This is a genomic window from Rhodococcus sp. IEGM 1305, assembly GCF_030058635.1.
GTDB lineage: Bacteria > Actinomycetota > Actinomycetes > Mycobacteriales > Mycobacteriaceae > Rhodococcus_F > Rhodococcus_F opacus_D.
Map to the genome: position 1 here is coordinate 1 of NZ_JASHKX010000024.1, position 18,033 is coordinate 18,033.

At 68.3% G+C, this 18,033-nt stretch carries 15 protein-coding genes; 7 read left to right on the forward strand and 8 right to left on the reverse strand.

Annotated elements, in window-relative coordinates; translation table 11 throughout:
- Positions 1–121: 121 nt before the first annotated feature.
- The gene (locus QM693_RS26055) at positions 122–1,096 is read left to right on the forward strand and encodes a M48 family metallopeptidase (protein WP_105417194.1); all 975 of its coding nucleotides are present in this window, start codon (positions 122–124) and stop codon (positions 1,094–1,096) included.
- Between the two features lie 24 nt (positions 1,097–1,120).
- Here the strand turns inward: QM693_RS26055 and QM693_RS26060 are convergent, their stop codons facing one another.
- Positions 1,121–1,750, reverse strand: a complete 630-nt coding sequence (locus QM693_RS26060; protein WP_283333577.1) for a DsbA family protein — start codon at positions 1,748–1,750, stop codon at positions 1,121–1,123.
- Between the two features lie 127 nt (positions 1,751–1,877).
- Between QM693_RS26060 and QM693_RS26065 the strand changes: the two genes are divergently transcribed.
- The gene (locus QM693_RS26065; protein WP_283353780.1) at positions 1,878–3,113 is read left to right on the forward strand and encodes an NAD(P)/FAD-dependent oxidoreductase; all 1,236 of its coding nucleotides are present in this window, start codon (positions 1,878–1,880) and stop codon (positions 3,111–3,113) included.
- Between the two features lie 72 nt (positions 3,114–3,185).
- Positions 3,186–5,789: an aminopeptidase N gene (gene pepN, locus QM693_RS26070; RefSeq protein WP_283353781.1), complete on the forward strand. Its 2,604-nt coding sequence runs from the start codon at positions 3,186–3,188 to the stop codon at positions 5,787–5,789.
- 21 nt (positions 5,790–5,810) lie between these two features.
- Here the strand turns inward: pepN and dinB are convergent, their stop codons facing one another.
- The gene (gene dinB / locus QM693_RS26075) at positions 5,811–7,037 is read right to left on the reverse strand and encodes a DNA polymerase IV (RefSeq protein WP_283353782.1); all 1,227 of its coding nucleotides are present in this window, start codon (positions 7,035–7,037) and stop codon (positions 5,811–5,813) included.
- Positions 7,038–7,155: 118 nt separating this feature from the next.
- On the opposite strand from dinB, the gene QM693_RS26080 reads away from it, so the two are divergent.
- Entirely contained in the window at positions 7,156–7,311 is a 156-nt protein-coding gene (locus QM693_RS26080) for a hypothetical protein (RefSeq protein ID WP_283353783.1), read from the forward strand.
- A gap of 72 nt (positions 7,312–7,383) precedes the next feature.
- On the opposite strand, the gene QM693_RS26085 is transcribed toward QM693_RS26080, so the two are convergent.
- The 3 genes from QM693_RS26085 to QM693_RS26095 form a co-directional block, all read right to left on the reverse strand.
- Positions 7,384–7,863: a DUF5130 family protein gene (locus QM693_RS26085; protein WP_005264322.1), complete on the reverse strand. Its 480-nt coding sequence runs from the start codon at positions 7,861–7,863 to the stop codon at positions 7,384–7,386.
- Complete coding sequence (gene ctaJ, locus QM693_RS26090) at positions 7,850–8,110, reverse strand: aa3-type cytochrome oxidase subunit CtaJ (RefSeq protein WP_005248217.1); 261 nt, start codon at positions 8,108–8,110, stop codon at positions 7,850–7,852. Before ctaJ ends, QM693_RS26085 begins: the two co-directional genes overlap by 14 nt.
- 75 nt (positions 8,111–8,185) lie before the next feature.
- The gene (locus QM693_RS26095) at positions 8,186–8,857 is read right to left on the reverse strand and encodes an HNH endonuclease (protein WP_198602110.1); all 672 of its coding nucleotides are present in this window, start codon (positions 8,855–8,857) and stop codon (positions 8,186–8,188) included.
- Positions 8,858–8,997: 140 nt separating this feature from the next.
- On the opposite strand from QM693_RS26095, the gene QM693_RS26100 reads away from it, so the two are divergent.
- From QM693_RS26100 to QM693_RS26110, 3 genes are all read left to right on the forward strand, one after another.
- A complete protein-coding gene (locus QM693_RS26100; protein WP_029537133.1) occupies positions 8,998–9,393 on the forward strand; it encodes a globin in 396 nt (131 codons plus the stop codon).
- A 67-nt stretch (positions 9,394–9,460) separates the two neighbouring features.
- Entirely contained in the window at positions 9,461–11,056 is a 1,596-nt protein-coding gene (locus tag QM693_RS26105) for a glycoside hydrolase family 13 protein (protein ID WP_283333573.1), read from the forward strand.
- Entirely contained in the window at positions 11,044–11,955 is a 912-nt protein-coding gene (locus QM693_RS26110) for a DMT family transporter (protein WP_283333572.1), read from the forward strand. Before QM693_RS26105 ends, QM693_RS26110 begins: the two co-directional genes overlap by 13 nt.
- 7 nt (positions 11,956–11,962) lie before the next feature.
- On the opposite strand, the gene QM693_RS26115 is transcribed toward QM693_RS26110, so the two are convergent.
- Genes QM693_RS26115 through QM693_RS26125 form a run of 3 tightly spaced genes read right to left on the reverse strand, consistent with a single transcriptional unit; the run spans position 11,963 to position 17,965 of the window.
- Positions 11,963–12,649 carry a DUF8010 domain-containing protein gene (locus QM693_RS26115; protein ID WP_283353784.1) on the reverse strand — a complete coding sequence of 229 codons (687 nt, stop codon included), beginning with the start codon at positions 12,647–12,649 and terminating at the stop codon, positions 11,963–11,965.
- On the reverse strand, positions 12,642–13,067 hold the full coding sequence (locus QM693_RS26120) for an acyl-CoA thioesterase (RefSeq protein WP_283333570.1): 426 nt from the start codon (positions 13,065–13,067) through the stop codon (positions 12,642–12,644). The genes QM693_RS26115 and QM693_RS26120 overlap by 8 nt, the downstream gene beginning before the upstream one ends.
- Positions 13,064–17,965 carry an NAD-glutamate dehydrogenase gene (locus tag QM693_RS26125; RefSeq protein WP_283353785.1) on the reverse strand — a complete coding sequence of 1,634 codons (4,902 nt, stop codon included), beginning with the start codon at positions 17,963–17,965 and terminating at the stop codon, positions 13,064–13,066. Before QM693_RS26125 ends, QM693_RS26120 begins: the two co-directional genes overlap by 4 nt.
- Between the last annotated feature and the right edge of the window lie 68 nt (positions 17,966–18,033).

Sequence of the window (18,033 nt, forward strand, 5' to 3'; positions counted from 1 at the left end):
GATCTCGTTCTTACGTTCGAATCCGGCATGGTCGGCACCCAGGTATACGCGCATGACTGGTGATTCTGTCAGGCGTCGTCGCGAATCGTGTCAGGGGCCCGGGACGCTTATCGTGATCAGCATGTATCCCGACAACGGACAGAACTGGGGACAGTCGTATCCGGGACATCGGCCGGTCTCCGCGCAGCACCAGTGGGGCGTCGGGACGGGATGGAATCCTCCGGTCCCGTTGCCGGGCCTCATGCCGAACGACCGGCCCGCCCGGCACTCGTGGGAGATCCCGCTGCTCGTGGTGGCCATCGTTCTCACCGTCGTCGCCTACGTGGCGGCGATCGCGGCGCTCTTCCTCGGCGTGGTGTCCACGTGGGTGCTCATCGTGCTGGTCGCGCCGATCCTCATCGCCGTCGGCCGCGGCCAGCTCTACGGCTCGCAGCAGGTGAACGGGATCAAGATGACACCCACCCAGTTCCCCGACGGGTACCGGATGGTGGCCGAGGCGGCCGCACGGTTCGGGATGACCGAACCACCCGACGCGTACGTCGTGCTCGGGAACGGCCGGATCAACGCGTTCGCGTCCGGACACGGCTTCCGCCGCTTCGTCGTGGTGTACAGCGACCTGTTCGAGATCGGCGGCGAGGCCCGCGAGCCCGATGCCCTCGCCTTCATCATCGGCCACGAGGTCGGTCACATCGCGGCCGGTCACGCCTCCTACTGGCGGCAACTGGGACAGTTCGCCGCCAACTACATTCCCGTCGTCGGGTCGGCGCTGTTCCGTTCGATGGAATACACCGCGGACAACCACGGCTACTGCGTCCGGCCCCAGGGCGCCCGCGGCGCGATGGGCGTTCTCGGCGCCGGCAAATATCTCGTGAGCATCGTCGGCTTCGACGAACTCGCCGACCGGGCCACCACCGAACGCGGGTTCTTTCCGTGGTTCGTGAATCTGCTGTCGGGACATCCGGTGCTGACCTGGCGCGCCGCCGCCCTGCGGAACAGGACCCGGCACGGTCACCTGTTCGTGAAACCCGGCCAGATCTACCGCGATCCGCAGCAACTGCAGTACGCGGCCGACCCGGCCGGGCCCGTCACTCGGTGACCGTGCCCAGGATCGGGGCGGGGCTCAGTCGAACTGGGGGTCCTCGGTCCGGGTGCGCTTGAGCTCGAAGAAATGCGGGTAGCCGGCCAGTGCGACCGCACCGTCCCACACCTTCCCCGCGTCCTCGCCGCGGGGAATGCGCGACAGGACCGGGCCGAAGAACGCGACACCGTTGACGTGGATCGTCGGGGTTCCGACGTCCGGTCCGACGGCATCCATGCCTGCGGCGTGACTCTCGCGCAGTGCGGCGTCGTACTCCTCCGATTCGGCGGCCTCGGCCAGTTCGGCCGGCAGCCCGACCTCGGCGAGCGACTTGACGATCACGTCGCCGAAGTCCTTGTTGCCCTCGTTGTGGATGAGCGTGCCCATCGCCGTGTACAACGGCAGCAGGATCTCGTCACCGTGCTTCTGCGCGGCCGCGATCAGCACCCGCACCGGCCCCCACGCCTTGGTCATGAGCTCGCGGTATTCCTCCGGCAGATCCCGGCCCTCGTTGAGAACGGCCAGGCTCATCACATGGAAGTTCGCCTGCAGGTCGCGCACCTGCGTGGCCTCGAGGATCCATCGCGACGTGATCCAGCACCACGGGCACAGTGGGTCGAACCAGAAATCAGCGACGTCCTTGGCGGTCCCGGCGTTCGTCCCAGCACTCACGTGATGCTCCTTCTCGGTGATGTACACATTCCCGTCCAGTCAACACCTCCCTGCCGGGAATCCTTCCCGGAGACCCGGCTCGCGGCAGTAGGGTCGAGAGTGGTCGACCGGAAGGGAGCATCCTCACATGTCCTCCACTCGCACGTTCGTCGTCGTCGGCGGCGGCCTCGCCGGAGCAAAAACGGCAGAAGCATTGCGTGACAAGGATTTCGACGGTTCGATCATCCTCCTGTCGGAGGAGGAACATCTTCCCTACGAGCGACCTCCGCTGTCGAAGGAACACTTCGCAGGCAAGAAAACTCTCGGCGACTTCACCGTCCATCACGGCGACTGGTACCGCGACCATCACGTGGATCTGCGGCTCGGCACCACCGCCACCGCCCTCGACCTCGCCGCCCACACCGTGACGCTGCCGGACGGTTCCACCCTGGGCTACGACAAGCTCGCCCTCGCCACCGGTTCGCGCTCGCGCCGCCCACCGATCTCCGGGTCCGACGCCGAGGGCGTCCACTACCTCCGCACCATCGACGAATCGGACAAGCTCATCGAGGCGGTCGCCGGTGGCCGACGACTCGTGGTGATCGGCGCCGGCTGGATCGGCCTCGAGGTGGGGGCCTCCGCACGGGAGAAGGGCGCCGACGTGACGGTGGTGGAAGCCGCCGAAGTTCCGCTGCTCGGCTCCCTCGGCCCCGAGATCGGCTCGGTCTTCGCCGAACTCCACCGCGAGCACGGCGTTCAACTGCACCTCGGCGCCACGGTCGAGGAGATCGTCGTCGACGACGGCAAGGCCACCGGGGTTCGGCTGGGCGACGGCACCGTCCTGCCCGCCGACGCGGTCCTCGTCGCCGTCGGCGCGGCACCCAATATCGAGATCGCGGAGCGGGCCGGACTCGACGTCGACGGCGGCGTTCTCGTCGACGCCGGGTTGCAGACCAGCGACCCCGACGTCGTCGCGGTGGGCGATATCGCCGCGCAGTGGCATCCGCAGCTCGGCACCCGAATCCGGGTCGAGCACTGGGCTAATGCGCTCAACCAGCCGTCCGTGGCCGCCGCCACCATGCTCGGGCACGCGGCCGAATACGGGAACCTGCCCTACTTCTTCACCGACCAGTTCGATCTGGGCATGGAGTACGTGGGGTACGCCCCGCACGATTCGTACGACCGGGTGGTCGTGCGTGGCGATTTCGCCGCACGCGAGTTCCTGGCCTTCTGGCTCGACGCGGACAACCACGTCCTCGCCGGCATGAACGTCAACATCTGGGATGTCACCGATCAGATCAAGCAACTGGTGTCCTCGTCCGCCCCGGTCGATCCCGACCGCTTGGCCGACCCCGGGGTGCCGTTGACCGACCTGTCCGGTTAACACCCCGCTCCCACTCGTGATGGGATGGCAGCATCGAGTACGAGCACCGCCGCCGATCACGAGGAGACCTCTGTGGCCCCACCGAACCTGACCCGCGAACAGGCAGCCGAACGAGCCGGACTGCTGACCGTCGACAACTACCTGATCGAACTCGACCTCACCGACGGGACAGGTCAGCCCGGAGTCGAGACGACAATTCAGCCCGGAGTCGAGACGTTCTCCTCTCGCACCACCGTCACGTTCGGGGCCACCCCCGGCGCGTCCACGTTCGTCGACATCGTCGCGGCCCGTGTGCATTCGGCCACGCTGAACGGCTCCCCCGTCGACGTGTCGAACTACGACGAGTCCACCGGCATCACACTCACCGATCTCGCGGAACGCAACGAACTGGTGGTCGAGGCGGACTGCGCGTACTCGCACACCGGTGAAGGGCTACACCGCTTCGTGGACCCGACCGACGACGCGGTGTACCTGTACTCGCAGTTCGAGACCGCCGACGCCAAGCGCATGTTCGCCTGCTTCGACCAGCCCGACCTGAAGGCGACGTTCGACGTGCACGTCACGTCCCCCGCCGACTGGAAGGTGATCTCCAACTCCGCGACCGTCGAGACGGTGGCGCCGGAACCCGGCCGTCACATCTTCCGCACCACACCGAAGATGAGCACCTACCTCGTCGCGCTCATCGCCGGCCCGTACGCGGAGTGGACCGGCAACTACTCCGACGAGCACGGCGACATTCCCCTCGCGATCTACTGCCGCGCCTCGCTCGGGAAACACATGGATTCCGAGCGCCTGTTCACGGAAACCAAGCAGGGCTTCGCGTTCTACCACCGCAATTTCGGCACCCCCTACGCGTTCGGGAAGTACGACCAGCTGTTCGTTCCCGAATTCAATGCGGGCGCAATGGAGAACGCCGGCGCCGTGACGTTCCTCGAGGACTACGTCTTCCGGTCCAAGGTGACCCGGGCGTCGTACGAGCGGCGCGCCGAGACCGTGCTGCACGAGATGGCGCACATGTGGTTCGGCGACCTCGTCACCATGCGCTGGTGGGACGACCTGTGGCTCAACGAGTCCTTCGCGACGTTCGCCTCCGTGCTCTGCCAGAGCGAGGCCACCGAATACACCAACGCCTGGACCACGTTCGCCAACGTCGAGAAGTCCTGGGCGTACCGGCAGGATCAGCTGCCGTCCACCCACCCCATCGCCGCCGACATCCCGGACCTCGCCGCGGTCGAGGTGAACTTCGACGGCATCACGTACGCGAAGGGCGCCTCCGTCCTCAAGCAGCTCGTCGCGTACGTCGGGCTCGACCCCTTCCTGTCCGGCCTGCGGGACTACTTCCGCGACCACGCCTTCGACAACGCCACGTTCGACGACCTCCTCGGTGCACTCGAGAAGTCCTCGGGCCGCGACCTGTCCGACTGGGGAGCCCAGTGGCTCAAGACCACCGGGCTCAACATCCTGCGTCCCGAATTCGACGTCGACGCGGACGGCAAGTTCACCCGGTTCGCCGTTCTGCAGTCCGGCGCCGCACCCGGTGCCGGTGAGCGACGGGTGCACCGCATCGCCGTCGGCGTGTACGACGACCGGGCCGGCAAGCTCGTGCGCACGAAGCGGGTGGAACTCGACCTCGACGCCACCGAACGCACCGACGTCACCGACCTCGTCGGTGTCGAACGCGGGCAGCTGATCCTCGTCAACGACGACGACCTCACGTACTGCTCGCTGCGGCTCGATCCCGACTCGCTTGCCACCGCCATCGACCGGATCGGCGACATCGACGAGCCGCTCCCCCGCACCCTGGTGTGGTCGGCGGCCTGGGAGATGACGCGTCAGGCCGAACTCAAGGCGCGAGACTTCGTCGCCCTCGTGCAGCGCGGCATCGGTGCCGAAACCGAGGTCGGCGTCGTCCAGCGACTGCTGATGCAGGCCCAGACCGCGCTGCACAGCTACGCCGAACCCGAGTGGGCCAAGGAACACGGCTGGCCGGACTTCGCGAACCGGCTCCTCGAACTGGCACGGGAAGCCGAGTCGGGTTCGGATCACCAGCTGGCGTTCGTCAACGCGCTGGCGGGCGCGCAGCTGTCGGCATGGCACACCGAGGTCCTGCAGGAACTGCTCGACGCCGCACCCGAAACGGTCGGGCTGCCGGGCCTCGTCGTCGACACGGACCTGCGCTGGCGTCTCGTCACCGCGCTCGCCGGGGCCGGTGAGATCGACGCCGAGGGCATCGAGACGCCGTTCATCGACGCCGAAGCCGAACGCGATCCCACCGCGGCAGGCGCTCGCAACGCCGCCGCGGCGGCCACCGTCCGCCCGCAGGCCGCGGTGAAGGAACAGGCCTGGAACCGGGTGGTCGGCGACGACTCCGTGCCGAACATCACCGCCCGCTCGATCATCGGCGCTTTCGCCGGTCACGGGCAGTCCGAGATCCTCGCACCGTACGTGACCCGCTACTTCGCGGACATCCCCGCGGTGTGGGAGCGGCGTTCGAGCGAGGTCGCGCAGACCGTCGTCGTGGGCCTGTACCCGTCGTGGTCGATCAGCGAGGAGTCCGTGGCGGCAGCCGACGAGTTCCTGGCCGGCGACCACCCGCCCGCCCTGCGTCGCCTGGTGGTCGAGGGCCGCGCCGGCATCGTCCGGTCGCTCGCGGCCCGGAAGTTCGACGCGAGCTGATCGGTGGCCGATCCTGCCGGCCTAGTCCGGCAGGATCGGCACACTCACACCCTGATCCCGGCCCAGCAGCACCGCGCGGGTGACCGCCGAGGAGCCGAAGCGGTCGCGGAGGCTGTCGAGTGTGCTGTCGAGGGAACTGCTCGTGTACGGGTCGAAGGGCAGGGCGAGCTGTTGCGGGCAGTCGTCCTCGAGGTTGGCGACCGCGATCCCCACCAGGGTGATGCCCTCGGATTCGATCATCGGCCACGCGGTGCTCAGCAGGCCCCGGGCCGTGGTGAGGATCGTCTGCGTCTGAGCCGACGGCTGCGCGAGAGTGTGCGAACGCGTGACCCGGGTGTAGTCGTCGAACCGCAGCCGGAGCACCACCGTGCGCCCCACCCGCTTGCCGCGGCGCAGCCTGCCCGCTACCCGGTCGACCAACGTCACCAGAGCGGCGTCCACGTCCTCCCTCGACTTCGGTCTGCGCCCCAGGGCGTGCTGCGCGCCGACGGATCTCCGCCTGCGCCCCACCTGCACGGGCCGCGGGTCGCGTGCCCAGGCGAGCGCGTGGAGGTGGTGGCCCGCCGCGGGTCCGACGATGGACACGAGCAGCTCTTCGGGATAGTGGGCGAGCTGGCCGACGGTGCCGATCCCGGCGTCGCGGAGCTTGACCGACGTCACCGCCCCGACACCCCACAGCCGTTCGACCGGCAGCGGATGGAGGAACTCGATCTCGCGGTCCGGCGGCACGTGCAACAGGCCGTCGGGTTTGCCCACGGCGCTGGCGACCTTGGCGAGGAACTTCGTTCGCGCGACCCCGACGGTGATCGGCAGCCCCACCTGCTCCCGCACGTCGCGGCGCAGGCGTGCCGCGATGTCGACCGGTGCGCCCGCGATCTTGCGGAGACCGGCGACGTCGAGGAAGGCCTCGTCGATCGACAGTCCCTCGACCAGGGGCGTCGTCCGGCCGAAGACCTCGAACACCGCCTTGCTCGCGGCCGCGTACGCCGACATCCGTGGCCGCACCACAACGGCGTGCGGGCACAGGCGCAGCGCCTGCGCACCGCTGCTGGCCGTGCGCACCCCGTACGCCTTCGCCTCGTAGCTCGCTGCCAGCACGACGCCGCCGCCGACGATCACCGGACGACCCCGCAAACCGGGGTCGTCCCGCTGCTCCACCGAGGCGTAGAACGCATCGAGGTCGGCGTGCAGGATGGTCGCCTCGGCGCCACTCGAGATGCGCGGGCGCGGCGAATCGGACACGAACATATGTTCGCATCGACCACCGACAGTCCGGGAGCGTCTCGTCTCGTGCGACGAGGACGCGCGCCGACCGGCCTGGTCGATCGTCGACGGCCCCTACCGGCATCACCATGCGTCCGCCCAGGTGAGCGACGACGGCAACGGCGCGACCGTGTTCATCTGGATCGCGGACATCCTGCCCGCGAGTCTCGCGGACCGGACCGCGCGGATGATGGAACTCGGCATCGACGCCGTCCGGCGGACACTCGAGAGCGCCGACCGCGTCGTCGGCACCCGGTGAGACACCGACGGCCCGATCCGGTTCAGGAGGACTGAGCCGGATCGGGCCGCGCGGACGCTGATCTGTGCAGGTTTACGGCGAGGCGATTGCCGCGCTCATCACGCGGATGGCACTCACGAGACCGTCGATGAGGTCGCCGTCGCCGAACGAGGACACGGCGGCGGTGGCACCGAGCTGGGCGACCCGGTCGGTGACCCGGTTGGCCACGGCCCGGCCGCTGCGGATCTCGACCGTCCGCTGGTTGGGCGAGACCGCGATGAGCACGGACCGTTCCGCCTCGGGCGTCGTCGGGAACAGCGCGTCGGCGCCGGCTGCGGTGTCGGCGCCGAGGTCACCGATGTACGCGTTGAAGCGCACCTTCGTCTTGCGGGTGCCTTCGGTGAGGGCATCGTCGAGGCGGACGAGTTCGTCCGTCGTGAACGGCAGGTCGTCGGTGAACGGCTCACCGACACGGTGCACGCCCGAGATGCGACCACTGGAGGTCACGACGCTGCCGACAGGCAGATTGTCCGCGGATACCGCGGACGCGGGAATCAGGTCACCACTTGCCACTTGCCGAGCCTCCAATCAGGTCTGCCGAACCGGCGTGCGCGCCGTGGTGTCCGCCGTGATGACCGTGCGTGGTCACCTCGTCGACGGCGCTCCACAGCACCGGCGCGTGCGTCCATTCCTCACCGAGGTGGAACGCGGGCGGCACGGGGCCCGGCGTCTTCTTGCCGACGAACGACATCCCCGCGAAGAAGGCGGTGATCAACGCCGGAATTCCTACGAATATCAGCACTGTCTCGAGAATGCTCACAACGCAAACGGTAGCCCAGAACCGTGCGAGGGGACGCGTCAGGGCCGAACTTCGCGAAGGGGACGCGCGGAACGCTCAGGCGGCACCTTCACCGAGGTAGGGCATCCACGACGGGTGGAGGTCCTTGGTGGACGCCAGCAGTCGCCAGTGCGGCCCCGACGGAGGCACCAGAGACGCCCGGAGCGTCCAGCCGAGTTCGCTCAGCAACTTGTCCGCTTTGCGGTGGTTGCAGGGCGCACAGCAGGCCACGCAGTTCTCCCACGAATGCTCGCCGCCGCGACTGCGGGGAACCACGTGATCGACGGTCTCGGCCTTGGCGCCGCAATAGGCGCATCGGAACCGGTCCCGGTGCATGAGGGCTGCGCGGGTCATCGGAACGCGGGCGCGATACGGCACGCGCACATAGTTCCGGAGGCGGATCACGGACGGCACCTGCACGGCCCACTGCTCGGAGTGGACGACCGGGGCCTGGGGATCCTCGTGGACGGTATCGGCCTTACCGCAGGTCATCAACACCACGGCGCGGCGGGCAGGAAGGGCGGTGAGCGGCTCGTAGGTGACATTCAGAAGAAGCACCCGGCGCTTGATCCAGAGCGGAACCGCATTCTCGCCCGGGAAAGAAGGCTCTGCGCTGTGCGCGGAGCCTTCGGTGATCACTTGTAAAGCAAACGCCCCTGAAACCCCGGCACTCCGGGCATCAGTGGGCACGAGTTGTCGGTGCGCGCGGGCGCTGTGTCGATTCTTCATGCGACCTCCGGGAGATTGCCACCAAGTGCACCATGAATTGCCAGCTCGTGCACGTCCATTTCCGACAAAAATGCAGGACATTCGGTGAACAGACGGTGACGAAGACCGTTCGCGCCCGCACGTGCACAATGGAAGGCGCCATGACTGACGTGCAGCAGACCTTCTACGAGGCGGTGGGCGGAGCGGAGACGTTCCGCAAACTCACCGCGCGCTTCTACGAGGAAGTCGCCAAGGACGACATCGTGCGGCCCCTCTACCCCGAGGAAGATCTGGGTCCGGCCGAGCGCCGGATGCGGATGTTCCTCGAGCAGTACTGGGGCGGACCGCACACCTATTCGGACGAGCGCGGCCACCCACGACTGCGGCTGCGTCACCAGCCGTTCAAGATCGGCCCGATCGAGCGGGACGCCTGGCTGCGGTGCATGCACACGGCCATCGCGTCGATCGACTCCGGCACCCTCGACGACGCCCACCGCAAGGCTCTCACCGAGTACATGGACATGGCCGCCGCGTCGATGGTGAACTCCGCCTTCTGAAACCGCCCCGCGCCGATTACGCCGGTCGAGTCGTGGTGCGGGCGATCGTTTGGCACGATGGGCGTTTGTGAGCACTCCCGCCGAAACGTCCGCCGACGACACGCAGCCGGCACCCTGGTGGTCCGACGCCGTCTTCTACCAGATCTATCCCCGCTCGTTCGCCGACGCGAACGGTGACGGTGTCGGCGACCTCCACGGAGTGCGGGACAAGCTGGGATACCTCGAACTGCTCGGTGTCGACGCCCTCTGGCTGAGCCCGGTCATGCGCTCCCCCATGGCCGATCACGGTTACGACGTGTCCGATCCCCGTGACATCGACCCGCTGTTCGGTGACCTCGCGACCATGGACGAGCTGATCGAGGCCGCGCACGCGCGGCAGATCAAGGTGACGATGGATCTGGTGCCCAATCACACCAGCGTCGAACACGAATGGTTCCGCGCCGCCCTGGCGTCGCCGCCCGGCAGTCCCGAACGGGACCGGTACATCTTCCGCGACGGTCGCGGTGAGGACGGCGCGGAGCCGCCCAACAACTGGCCGAGCATCTTCGGCGGGCCGGCGTGGACGCGGATCACCGAGGCCGACGGCAAGCCCGGCCAGTGGTACCTGCACATCTTCGCGGCGGAGCAGCCCGACCTGAACTGGGACAACCCGGAGGTCGTCGACGACCTCACGAAGACGCTCCGGTTCTGGCTGGACCGCGGCGTCGACGGATTCCGCATCGACGTCGCGCACGGCATGGCCAAGCCGGAAGGTCTGCCGGACCATGACTGGTCCGCCAACGAACTGCTGCAGAACTCGGATGACGATCCGCGGTTCGACAACCCCGCGGTCCACGACATCCACCGCGGCATCCGCAAGGTGCTCGACGAGTACCCGGGCACGATGGCCGTCGGGGAGATCTGGGTTCGCGACAACGAACGCTTCGGCGAGTACATCCGGCCCGACGAACTGCACCTCGGGTTCAACTTCCGGCTGGCCGAGGCCGAATTCTCGGCGGAGACGGTGCGGGAGGCGATCGAGAACTCCCTGACCGCCGTCGACCAGGTGGGCGGGACACCCACCTGGACCCTGTCGAACCACGACGTCGAACGGGAAGTCACCCGGTACGGCGGCGGCGAGATCGGCACGGCACGCGCCCGGGCCATGATCCTCGTCGAACTGGCGTTGCCGGGTGCGGCGTTCCTGTACAACGGTGCCGAACTCGGCCTGCCCAACGTCGACCTCCCCGATTCGGCGTTGCAGGATCCGGTGTGGGAACGGTCCGGTCACACCGAACGCGGCCGCGACGGCTGCCGGGTGCCCGTGCCGTGGGAGGGCACCGAACCACCGTTCGGGTTCAGCACCGGCGAGCCCTGGCTGCCGATGCCCCCCGAGTGGGCGGACCTCACCGTCGAGGCGCAACTCGAGGACGTCACGTCGACGCTGTCGCTGTACCGGGCCGCACTCGAACTGCGCTCGCTGCGTCCGGAGTTCTCCGGTCCCGGGGTCGACTGGTACGGGAGCCCCGCGGGCTGCTTCGCCTTCCGCAGGCGCGGCGGGCTGATCTGCGCCCTCAACGCCACCGACGCGCCGATCTCGCTGCCACCCGGTGAGGTGCTGCTCAGCAGCGCGCCGCTCGTCGAGGGGCAGCTCCCACCGAACGCGGCTGCGTGGCTCATCTGACCCGCACTCCCGCAGTTGCGGCGGTCGTCGCCGCATCGATCCTGTTCGCCACCACGGGAACCGCGCAGGCCCTCGCATCCCGCTCCCTCGGATACGACCTCGACCCGCTGGCCGTCGGCTCGGCCCGGGTCGTGGCCGCGGGCGCGCTCCTCGCGGCGTTCGCGGCGCTGCGCGGCGGACTCGGGTTCGGTGACGGCTCCGGGATTCGCCGCTATGCGTCCGCCGTGTGGGGCGGGATCGGGGTCGCGGCGTACCAACTCGGATTCTTCACTGGCGTGCAGAGCGCCGGGGTGGCCGCAGGAACCATGATCGCGCTGGGATCGGGACCCGCGTTCACCGGCGCGCTGCAATGGGCGGTGCACCGGCACCGCCCCGGCCCGGTGTGGGCCGTGTCCACCGTCATCGCCGTCGCCGGCATGGCGTTGATCGTGGCGGGCACGACCGGCGGCTCCGACTCGTCCGGGATCCTCGCGGGTGCATTGCCTGCGCTGATCGCCGGTCTCGGATACGCCGCCTACACGGTTGCCGGGTCGTCTCTGCTCGCAGCGGGTGCGAGCCCCGAGGCGGCGATGGGACAGATGTTCGGTCTCGGTGGACTGTTCCTGATCCCCGTGCTCGTCGCGACCTGGCCCGGCGGCCTCGACACCGGAGCGGGCGCTGCGGCCGCCGTGTATCTGGCGATCGTCCCGACCGTGCTGGCGTATCTCCTGTTCGCCGCCGGTCTGCGGCGGCTGCCACCCGCGACGGTCGCGACGCTGACCCTCACCGAACCGGTGGTCGCGGCACTGCTCGGGACCGCGGTGCTCGGCGAGCAGCTGACCCTGGTCGCGGGGCTCGGCATGGCGGCCGTCGTCGCGTCGCTCGCCGTGCTGGCCACCAGCACGCTGCGGTCCGGCTGACGGCGCGCTACCGCGCGACCGTCAACGGAATCCCCCCACCGCGGTGCCGGTAGATCGACCCGAACCGGGCGTCCACCCGCAGCCACGACGCGGTGGCACGAACCCGGACCAGTTCGGAGGCGTCGATGCGCTCGAGGTCGATGTCGGCGGTCAGCCGATCCGAGCCCGCGTGCGGAACGAACCCCATCGCGGTGAGAGCGAACACCACCCGCATCGGGATGCCGACCGTGTGCTCCGCGCCCGCCACCTGCAGGACTTCCTGGTCGAGGAGCGATGCGGGCGGGCCGTGGCCGCTGCCGTGCTCCTGCGCCAGGGCCGCACCGCGCTGCGCGAGGTCGACGAGGACACGCGCCGGGACGTCGTCGACGTGAACGAAGCCCTCCGTCGGAGGCAGCGCGCCCCGCCACGCCGAATCCATCGAGAACCCCGGATCGATGTCGGCTGCGGTCGCGGCTTCGAGAGCGGCGAGCAGTTGGTCGCCGGCAGCCGACGTGTCGTCGGGGGTGATGGTCCCCGCGACCGTGCGCACCGCCAGCGCGTCGAAACCGGTCGCCGCCCAGATCGTCAGCCGGCCGGGTCCGCGTTGACGCAGACGCACCACCGTCGACTCGTCCAACCGGACCACCCGGGTGAGGAACGTGGCGAGATCACCGCGCTCCGTGGCGTCCGGGATCGACAGGACGCGCTCATACACGCTGCCAGCTCTCCAGGTACGCCCGCTCGACGTCGGTGATTCTGCGCAGGCGCTGGGTGTCGATGTCGAACGCCGCGATCTGCGTCGACGCGATGATGGACGGCGCGACCGAAACGTCGACGCCCTTCGGGCGTACCTCGTAGTTGATCGTGAAATCGACGGCGCGCACCTTTTCCACCCACATCAGGACGTCGAGCGGTGAATCGCTGTGCCGGAGTTGCCCGCGGTAGCGCACATGGAGGTCCGCGATGACCGCGCCGTCACGCAACGTGACGGTCGGACGGTCGTCCTCGAACAGCCAGGGAATCCGCGCCTCCTCCAGCAACGTCACCATCCGTGCGTGGTTGATGTGCTGGAAGACGTCCATGTCCGACCATCGAACTTCGACCTCCGCGTGAAAACCCTCTCTCAACGTCATACCTCCGATCGGGTGCCCATACCTCGCACCATGCTGCGTACCTGACGCGCCGCCACCGAGAGCGTCGCGAGATCAAGGGTCCCAGACTCGAATATTTCGGTGAGAGCGGACCTCGCCCTGGCCAGCCGGGACGCGTTCGTCGACTCCCAGTCGTCGATCTTCTCCTGCGGCGTCTCGTGAGGTTCACCACCCAGGAGCACCTCCATCGTGAGCTGACGCAGCGAACTGTAGAGGTCGTCGCGCAACGCGAGGCGGGCCAGCGAATGCCAGCGGTCACCCCGCGCGAGAGTGGACACGGCGCTCAGCAGCCAGTCGATGCCGAGGTGCGCGTCAAGCTCGTAGTACAGCTCGGCGACCTCGTCGATGTCGCGTTCGGCGATGTCGGCGATGTCGCTGATGTCGAGCAGACAGAACTTGTCCAGAAGCCGGAACACCTCGAACGCGAGGTCCTCGGGCGCGCCGCGGACGACGAGCGGCCGCGCCCGCGCCTCCACGTCGGCGAGCTGATGCCCCCGCACGAGCTGCGGCACCCTCGGCGAGAGTGCACGGAAGTCGGCCGAGTACCGGGCGATCTCGGCGCCCACGGCAAGGGGCTGAGGCCGATTGGTCAGGAACCAGCGGGACGCGCGGTCGAGAACCCGGCCGGACTCGAGAATCAGGTCGTCCTCGATGTCCGCCGCGATGTCCGCCGACCGGATCCTCGACCACAGCTCGGGCAGGGCAAAGATCTCGGTGACCGCCGCGTAGGCGCGGATGGCGTCGGTGCTGCTCGCACCCGCCTCGTCCGCCAACCGGTACGCGAACGTGATGCCGCCGTTGTCGATGGTCTCGTTCGCGAGCATCGTCGCCACGATCTGCCTGCGCAGAGGATGCGCCTTGATCGCCGTGCGGAACCGCTTGCGCAACACCGTCGGGAAGTACCGCGGCAGCCGCGGCGCGAACGTCTCGCTGTCGGGCAGGTCCGTCGCGAGGAGGTCGTCCTTGAGCGTGAGCTTCACGTGCGCGGTGAGGGTCGCGAGTTCCGGAGACGTCAGTCCCTGTCCGGCCTGCCTGCGTCGGGCGATCTCCTCGTCGGTGGGCAGGGCCTCGAGCTTCCGGTCGAGTCCGCGACGCGACGCCAGGTGCTCGATCTGCCGGCGATGCACGCTCAGCATCGGTGCCGCGCTGGTCCGGGAGACACCGAGGAGATTGTTCTGCGCGATGTTGTTCGCGAGCACGAGTTGGGCGACCTCGTCGGTCATCGACGCCAGCAGCGGATTGCGTTCCTCCCGCGGCAGTCCGCCGCTGCTCACCAGCGAGTCCAGCAGGATCTTGATGTTCACCTCGTGATCGGAGCAGTCGACGCCCGCGGAGTTGTCGATGGCGTCGGTGTTGATCCGGCCGCCGTTCTGGCTGTACTCGATCCGGCCGAGCGCCGTCACCCCGAGGTTGCCGCCCTCGCCGACCACCTTCGCCCGCACCTCGTTGCCGTCGACGCGCACGGAGTCGTTGCTCTTGTCGCCCACCATCGCATTGGTCTCGGTGGACGCCTTGACGTACGTGCCGATGCCGCCGTTCCACAGCAGATCCACCGGGGCACGCAGGATCGCCCGGACCAGTTCCGGCGGGGAGAGTTCGGTAACGGCGTCGTCGAGTCCGAGCGCGGCACGCGCGGCGGCACTGATCGGGACCGATTTGCGGGTCCGGTCCCACACTCCCCCGCCCTCGCTGATGATGCTGGTGTCGTAGTCGGCCCACGACGACCGGGGCAGCGCGAACATCCGGGACCGCTCCGCGAAGGACCTGGCGGGGTCCGGATCGGGGTCGAGGAAGATGTGCCGGTGGTCGAACGCCGCCACCAGCCGGATGTGCCGGCTCAGGAGCATGCCGTTTCCGAACACGTCGCCGCTCATGTCGCCGACACCGACCGCGGCGAAGTCCTGGGTCTGGGTGTCGACCCCCATTTCCCGGAAGTGCCGTTTCACGCTCTCCCAGGCACCGCGCGCGGTGATGCCCATCCCCTTGTGGTCGTACCCGGCCGACCCGCCCGACGCGAACGCGTCGCCGAGCCAGAATTTGTACTGCTCCGCAACAGAATTGGCGAGGTCGGAGAATTTCGCGGTGCCCTTGTCCGCGGCCACGACGAGATACCGGTCGTCGCCGTCGCGCCGCACCACCCGGGCCGGGGGCACGATCTCCCCCGACACCTGATCGACGTTGTCGGTGAGGTCCAGGAGCCCGCAGATGAAGGTGCGGTAGCAGTCCTGGCCCGCCTCGAGAGCGGCGGCGCGGTCGGTCGCCGCGTCCCCCGAGGGTGTCGGCGGATTCTTGACGACGAAGCCGCCCTTTGCACCGACCGGGACGATCACCGCGTTCTTCACGGCCTGGGCCTTCGCCAACCCCAGGATCTCGGTGCGGAAATCCTCACGCCGGTCCGACCAGCGCAGCCCGCCGCGGGCGACGGACCCGAACCGCAGGTGCACACCCTCGACGTCGGGTGAGTACACGAAGATCTCGTACTTCGGGCGGGGCTTCGGCAGTTCCTGGATCGACGTCGGATCGAGCTTGATCGACAGGTACGTGGGCGGCTCCCCGGTCTCGCCGACGACGAAATAGTTGGTGCGCAGCGTCGACTTGATCAGCCCGAACAAACCGCGCAGGATGCGGTCCGCGTCGAGGCTGACCACGGCGTCGATGTACTCCCGCAGACGGGTGTCGAGTTCGGACACCAGATCGGGTGAGGGCGTCTCCGGATCGAACATCGCCTCGAACAACTCGACGAGTGTGTACGCCGAACGGGGATTCGCCAGCGCAACCCCCTCGATGTGGAACTGACTGTACGGAAAACCCGCCTGACGCAGGTACTTTGCATACGTCCGCAGGATCACGGCCTGCCGCCACGACACTCCCGCCCGCAGGATCAGCTCGTTGAACCGGTCGGCCTCCGCCCGCCCGAACCAGACCGCGGTGAAGGCATCCGTGAACCGTTCCTGAAGCTTCGGTGCGGCAGCGGACGCCTCCTCGGCCGCGAGTTCGGCATCCAGGTCGTCCTCCACCGAGGAGCGGAGCAACTCCGCGGGCACCGACAACCCGAAATCGTAGATCCAGCACGTCAACCCGTCCGGCCGCGGAATCAGATAGGGCCGTTCGTCGAGCACCTCCACACCCAGGCTCTGTAGCACCGGAAGCACCTGGCTCAGCGAAATACCGTCCCCGCCCACGTACAGGGTGAATCGCCAGTGCCCGACCTCCGCCCCGGGATCGCGGTAGAGCAGCAGATCGATGGAACCGTCTTCGAGCGCCTCCAGCCTCGCGAGATCCGACAACGCGCGTGTGGCGTCGAAATCCTCCTTGTACCCCTCGGGCAGGACGGCGGCATAACGCTGCGCCAGAACGGGATCCACACCTGTGGTCACCGGGAGGAGGTCGCCGAGATGGTCGTCCCAGCTGCGGCTCGCCTCGGCCAGCATGGCCTGGACCCGTTCGCGGTCGGCGTCCGAGAGGTCGAGCCGCGACCCCATCTGTTCGGCGCTCTTGCGGATCGTCACGTGCAGCAACGCCAGGTCGGACTCGGTGACGCGCGCGGTGTATTCCAAAGTGCCGCCGCCGAATTCCCGCAGCAGGATGTCCTGCATCGCGAGCCGGACCCGGGTGGTGTACCGGTCGCGGGGCAGATAGATCAGGCAGGAGACGAATCGCCCGAGGAAATCCTCGCGCACGAACAGACGCACCTGACGCCGGAGCCCGATGCTGTGCACGGCGGTCACCGTGTCGAACAGTGTGTCGGCGTCGCTCGAGAACAGCTCGGTACGCGGGAACGACTGGATGACCTCCAGCATCGCCTGCCCCGAATACGAGTTCAACTGGAACCCCGCACGGTCGATCACCTTGCGCACCCGGCGAGCGATCACGGGAATGTCGAGGACGTTCTCGTGCAGCGCCGTGACCGTGAAGACCCCGAGGAACCGGTGCTCACCGGTGATGTTGCCGTTCTCATCGAGAATGCTCACGCCGACGAAGAACGGGTAGACCGAGCGGTGCACGGTCGCGGGGAACGAGCCCTGCGTGAGCACGAGCAGGGGACGGTCGGGGATCTCGGCGGCCGGCGGCAGACTCAGCGGGCCTTCGGTGACCGTGTCGGAGCGCAGCAGTCCGAGACCGCTGCCCGGCACCACCTGCAGGCTGCGGGCGCCGGAACTGTCCGGCTCCCCCAGTTCGAAGCGGCGGTAGCCGAGGGCCGCATAGTTGCCCTGCGACATCCACCGCAGCAGATCGGCACAGTCCTCCAGGTCGTCCTTCGACACGCCGGGACACGGTGTGGACGTCTCGAGTTCGTCGGCGAGTGTCCGCTCGAGCTTGCGCATGATGTCGGTGTCCCGGACCACCTGGCGCACGTCGGCGAGGACGGTGCCCACTTCCTTCTCGAGTGTGTCGAGAACCGCGGAGTCGGCACGTGGATCGAGTTGGACGTGAATCCACGACTCGGCGAGGCTGCCCTCGTCGGCATCCTTGGCCTTGTCTCCCATGAGGATTCCGCGCAGCGCACCGATCGGATCGCGCCGGACCGAGACGATGGGATGCACGAATTCGCTGATCCCGATGCCCAGGCGGTTCAGCAGCGCGGTGATCGATTCGACGAGCAGCGGCATGTCGTCCGTCACGATCTGCAGGGACGCACCGAGTTCGCGCCCGTCACCCGGGCGGTAGACCCGGGTGACCGCGCGCTCCGGCGGACGATGCAGGGCAAGTGTCAGATGTGCGCCGAGCACGGCCCCGGAGGCGCCGTTGACGGCGCTCTCGCTGTCACCGCGATCGACGTGACGGAAATACACGGCTGCGAGAGTCGGCACCTGAGACCGGAGACCTTCGGGCAGATTCCGCGCCCACTCCGCATCTTTCAGTGCTGCCGATTCCGTCATCGGGGCTCACTTCCTCTTCGTTCCGATCGCCGCGGGCAACTCTCTCGAGACTAGCCCGCGGCGATGGG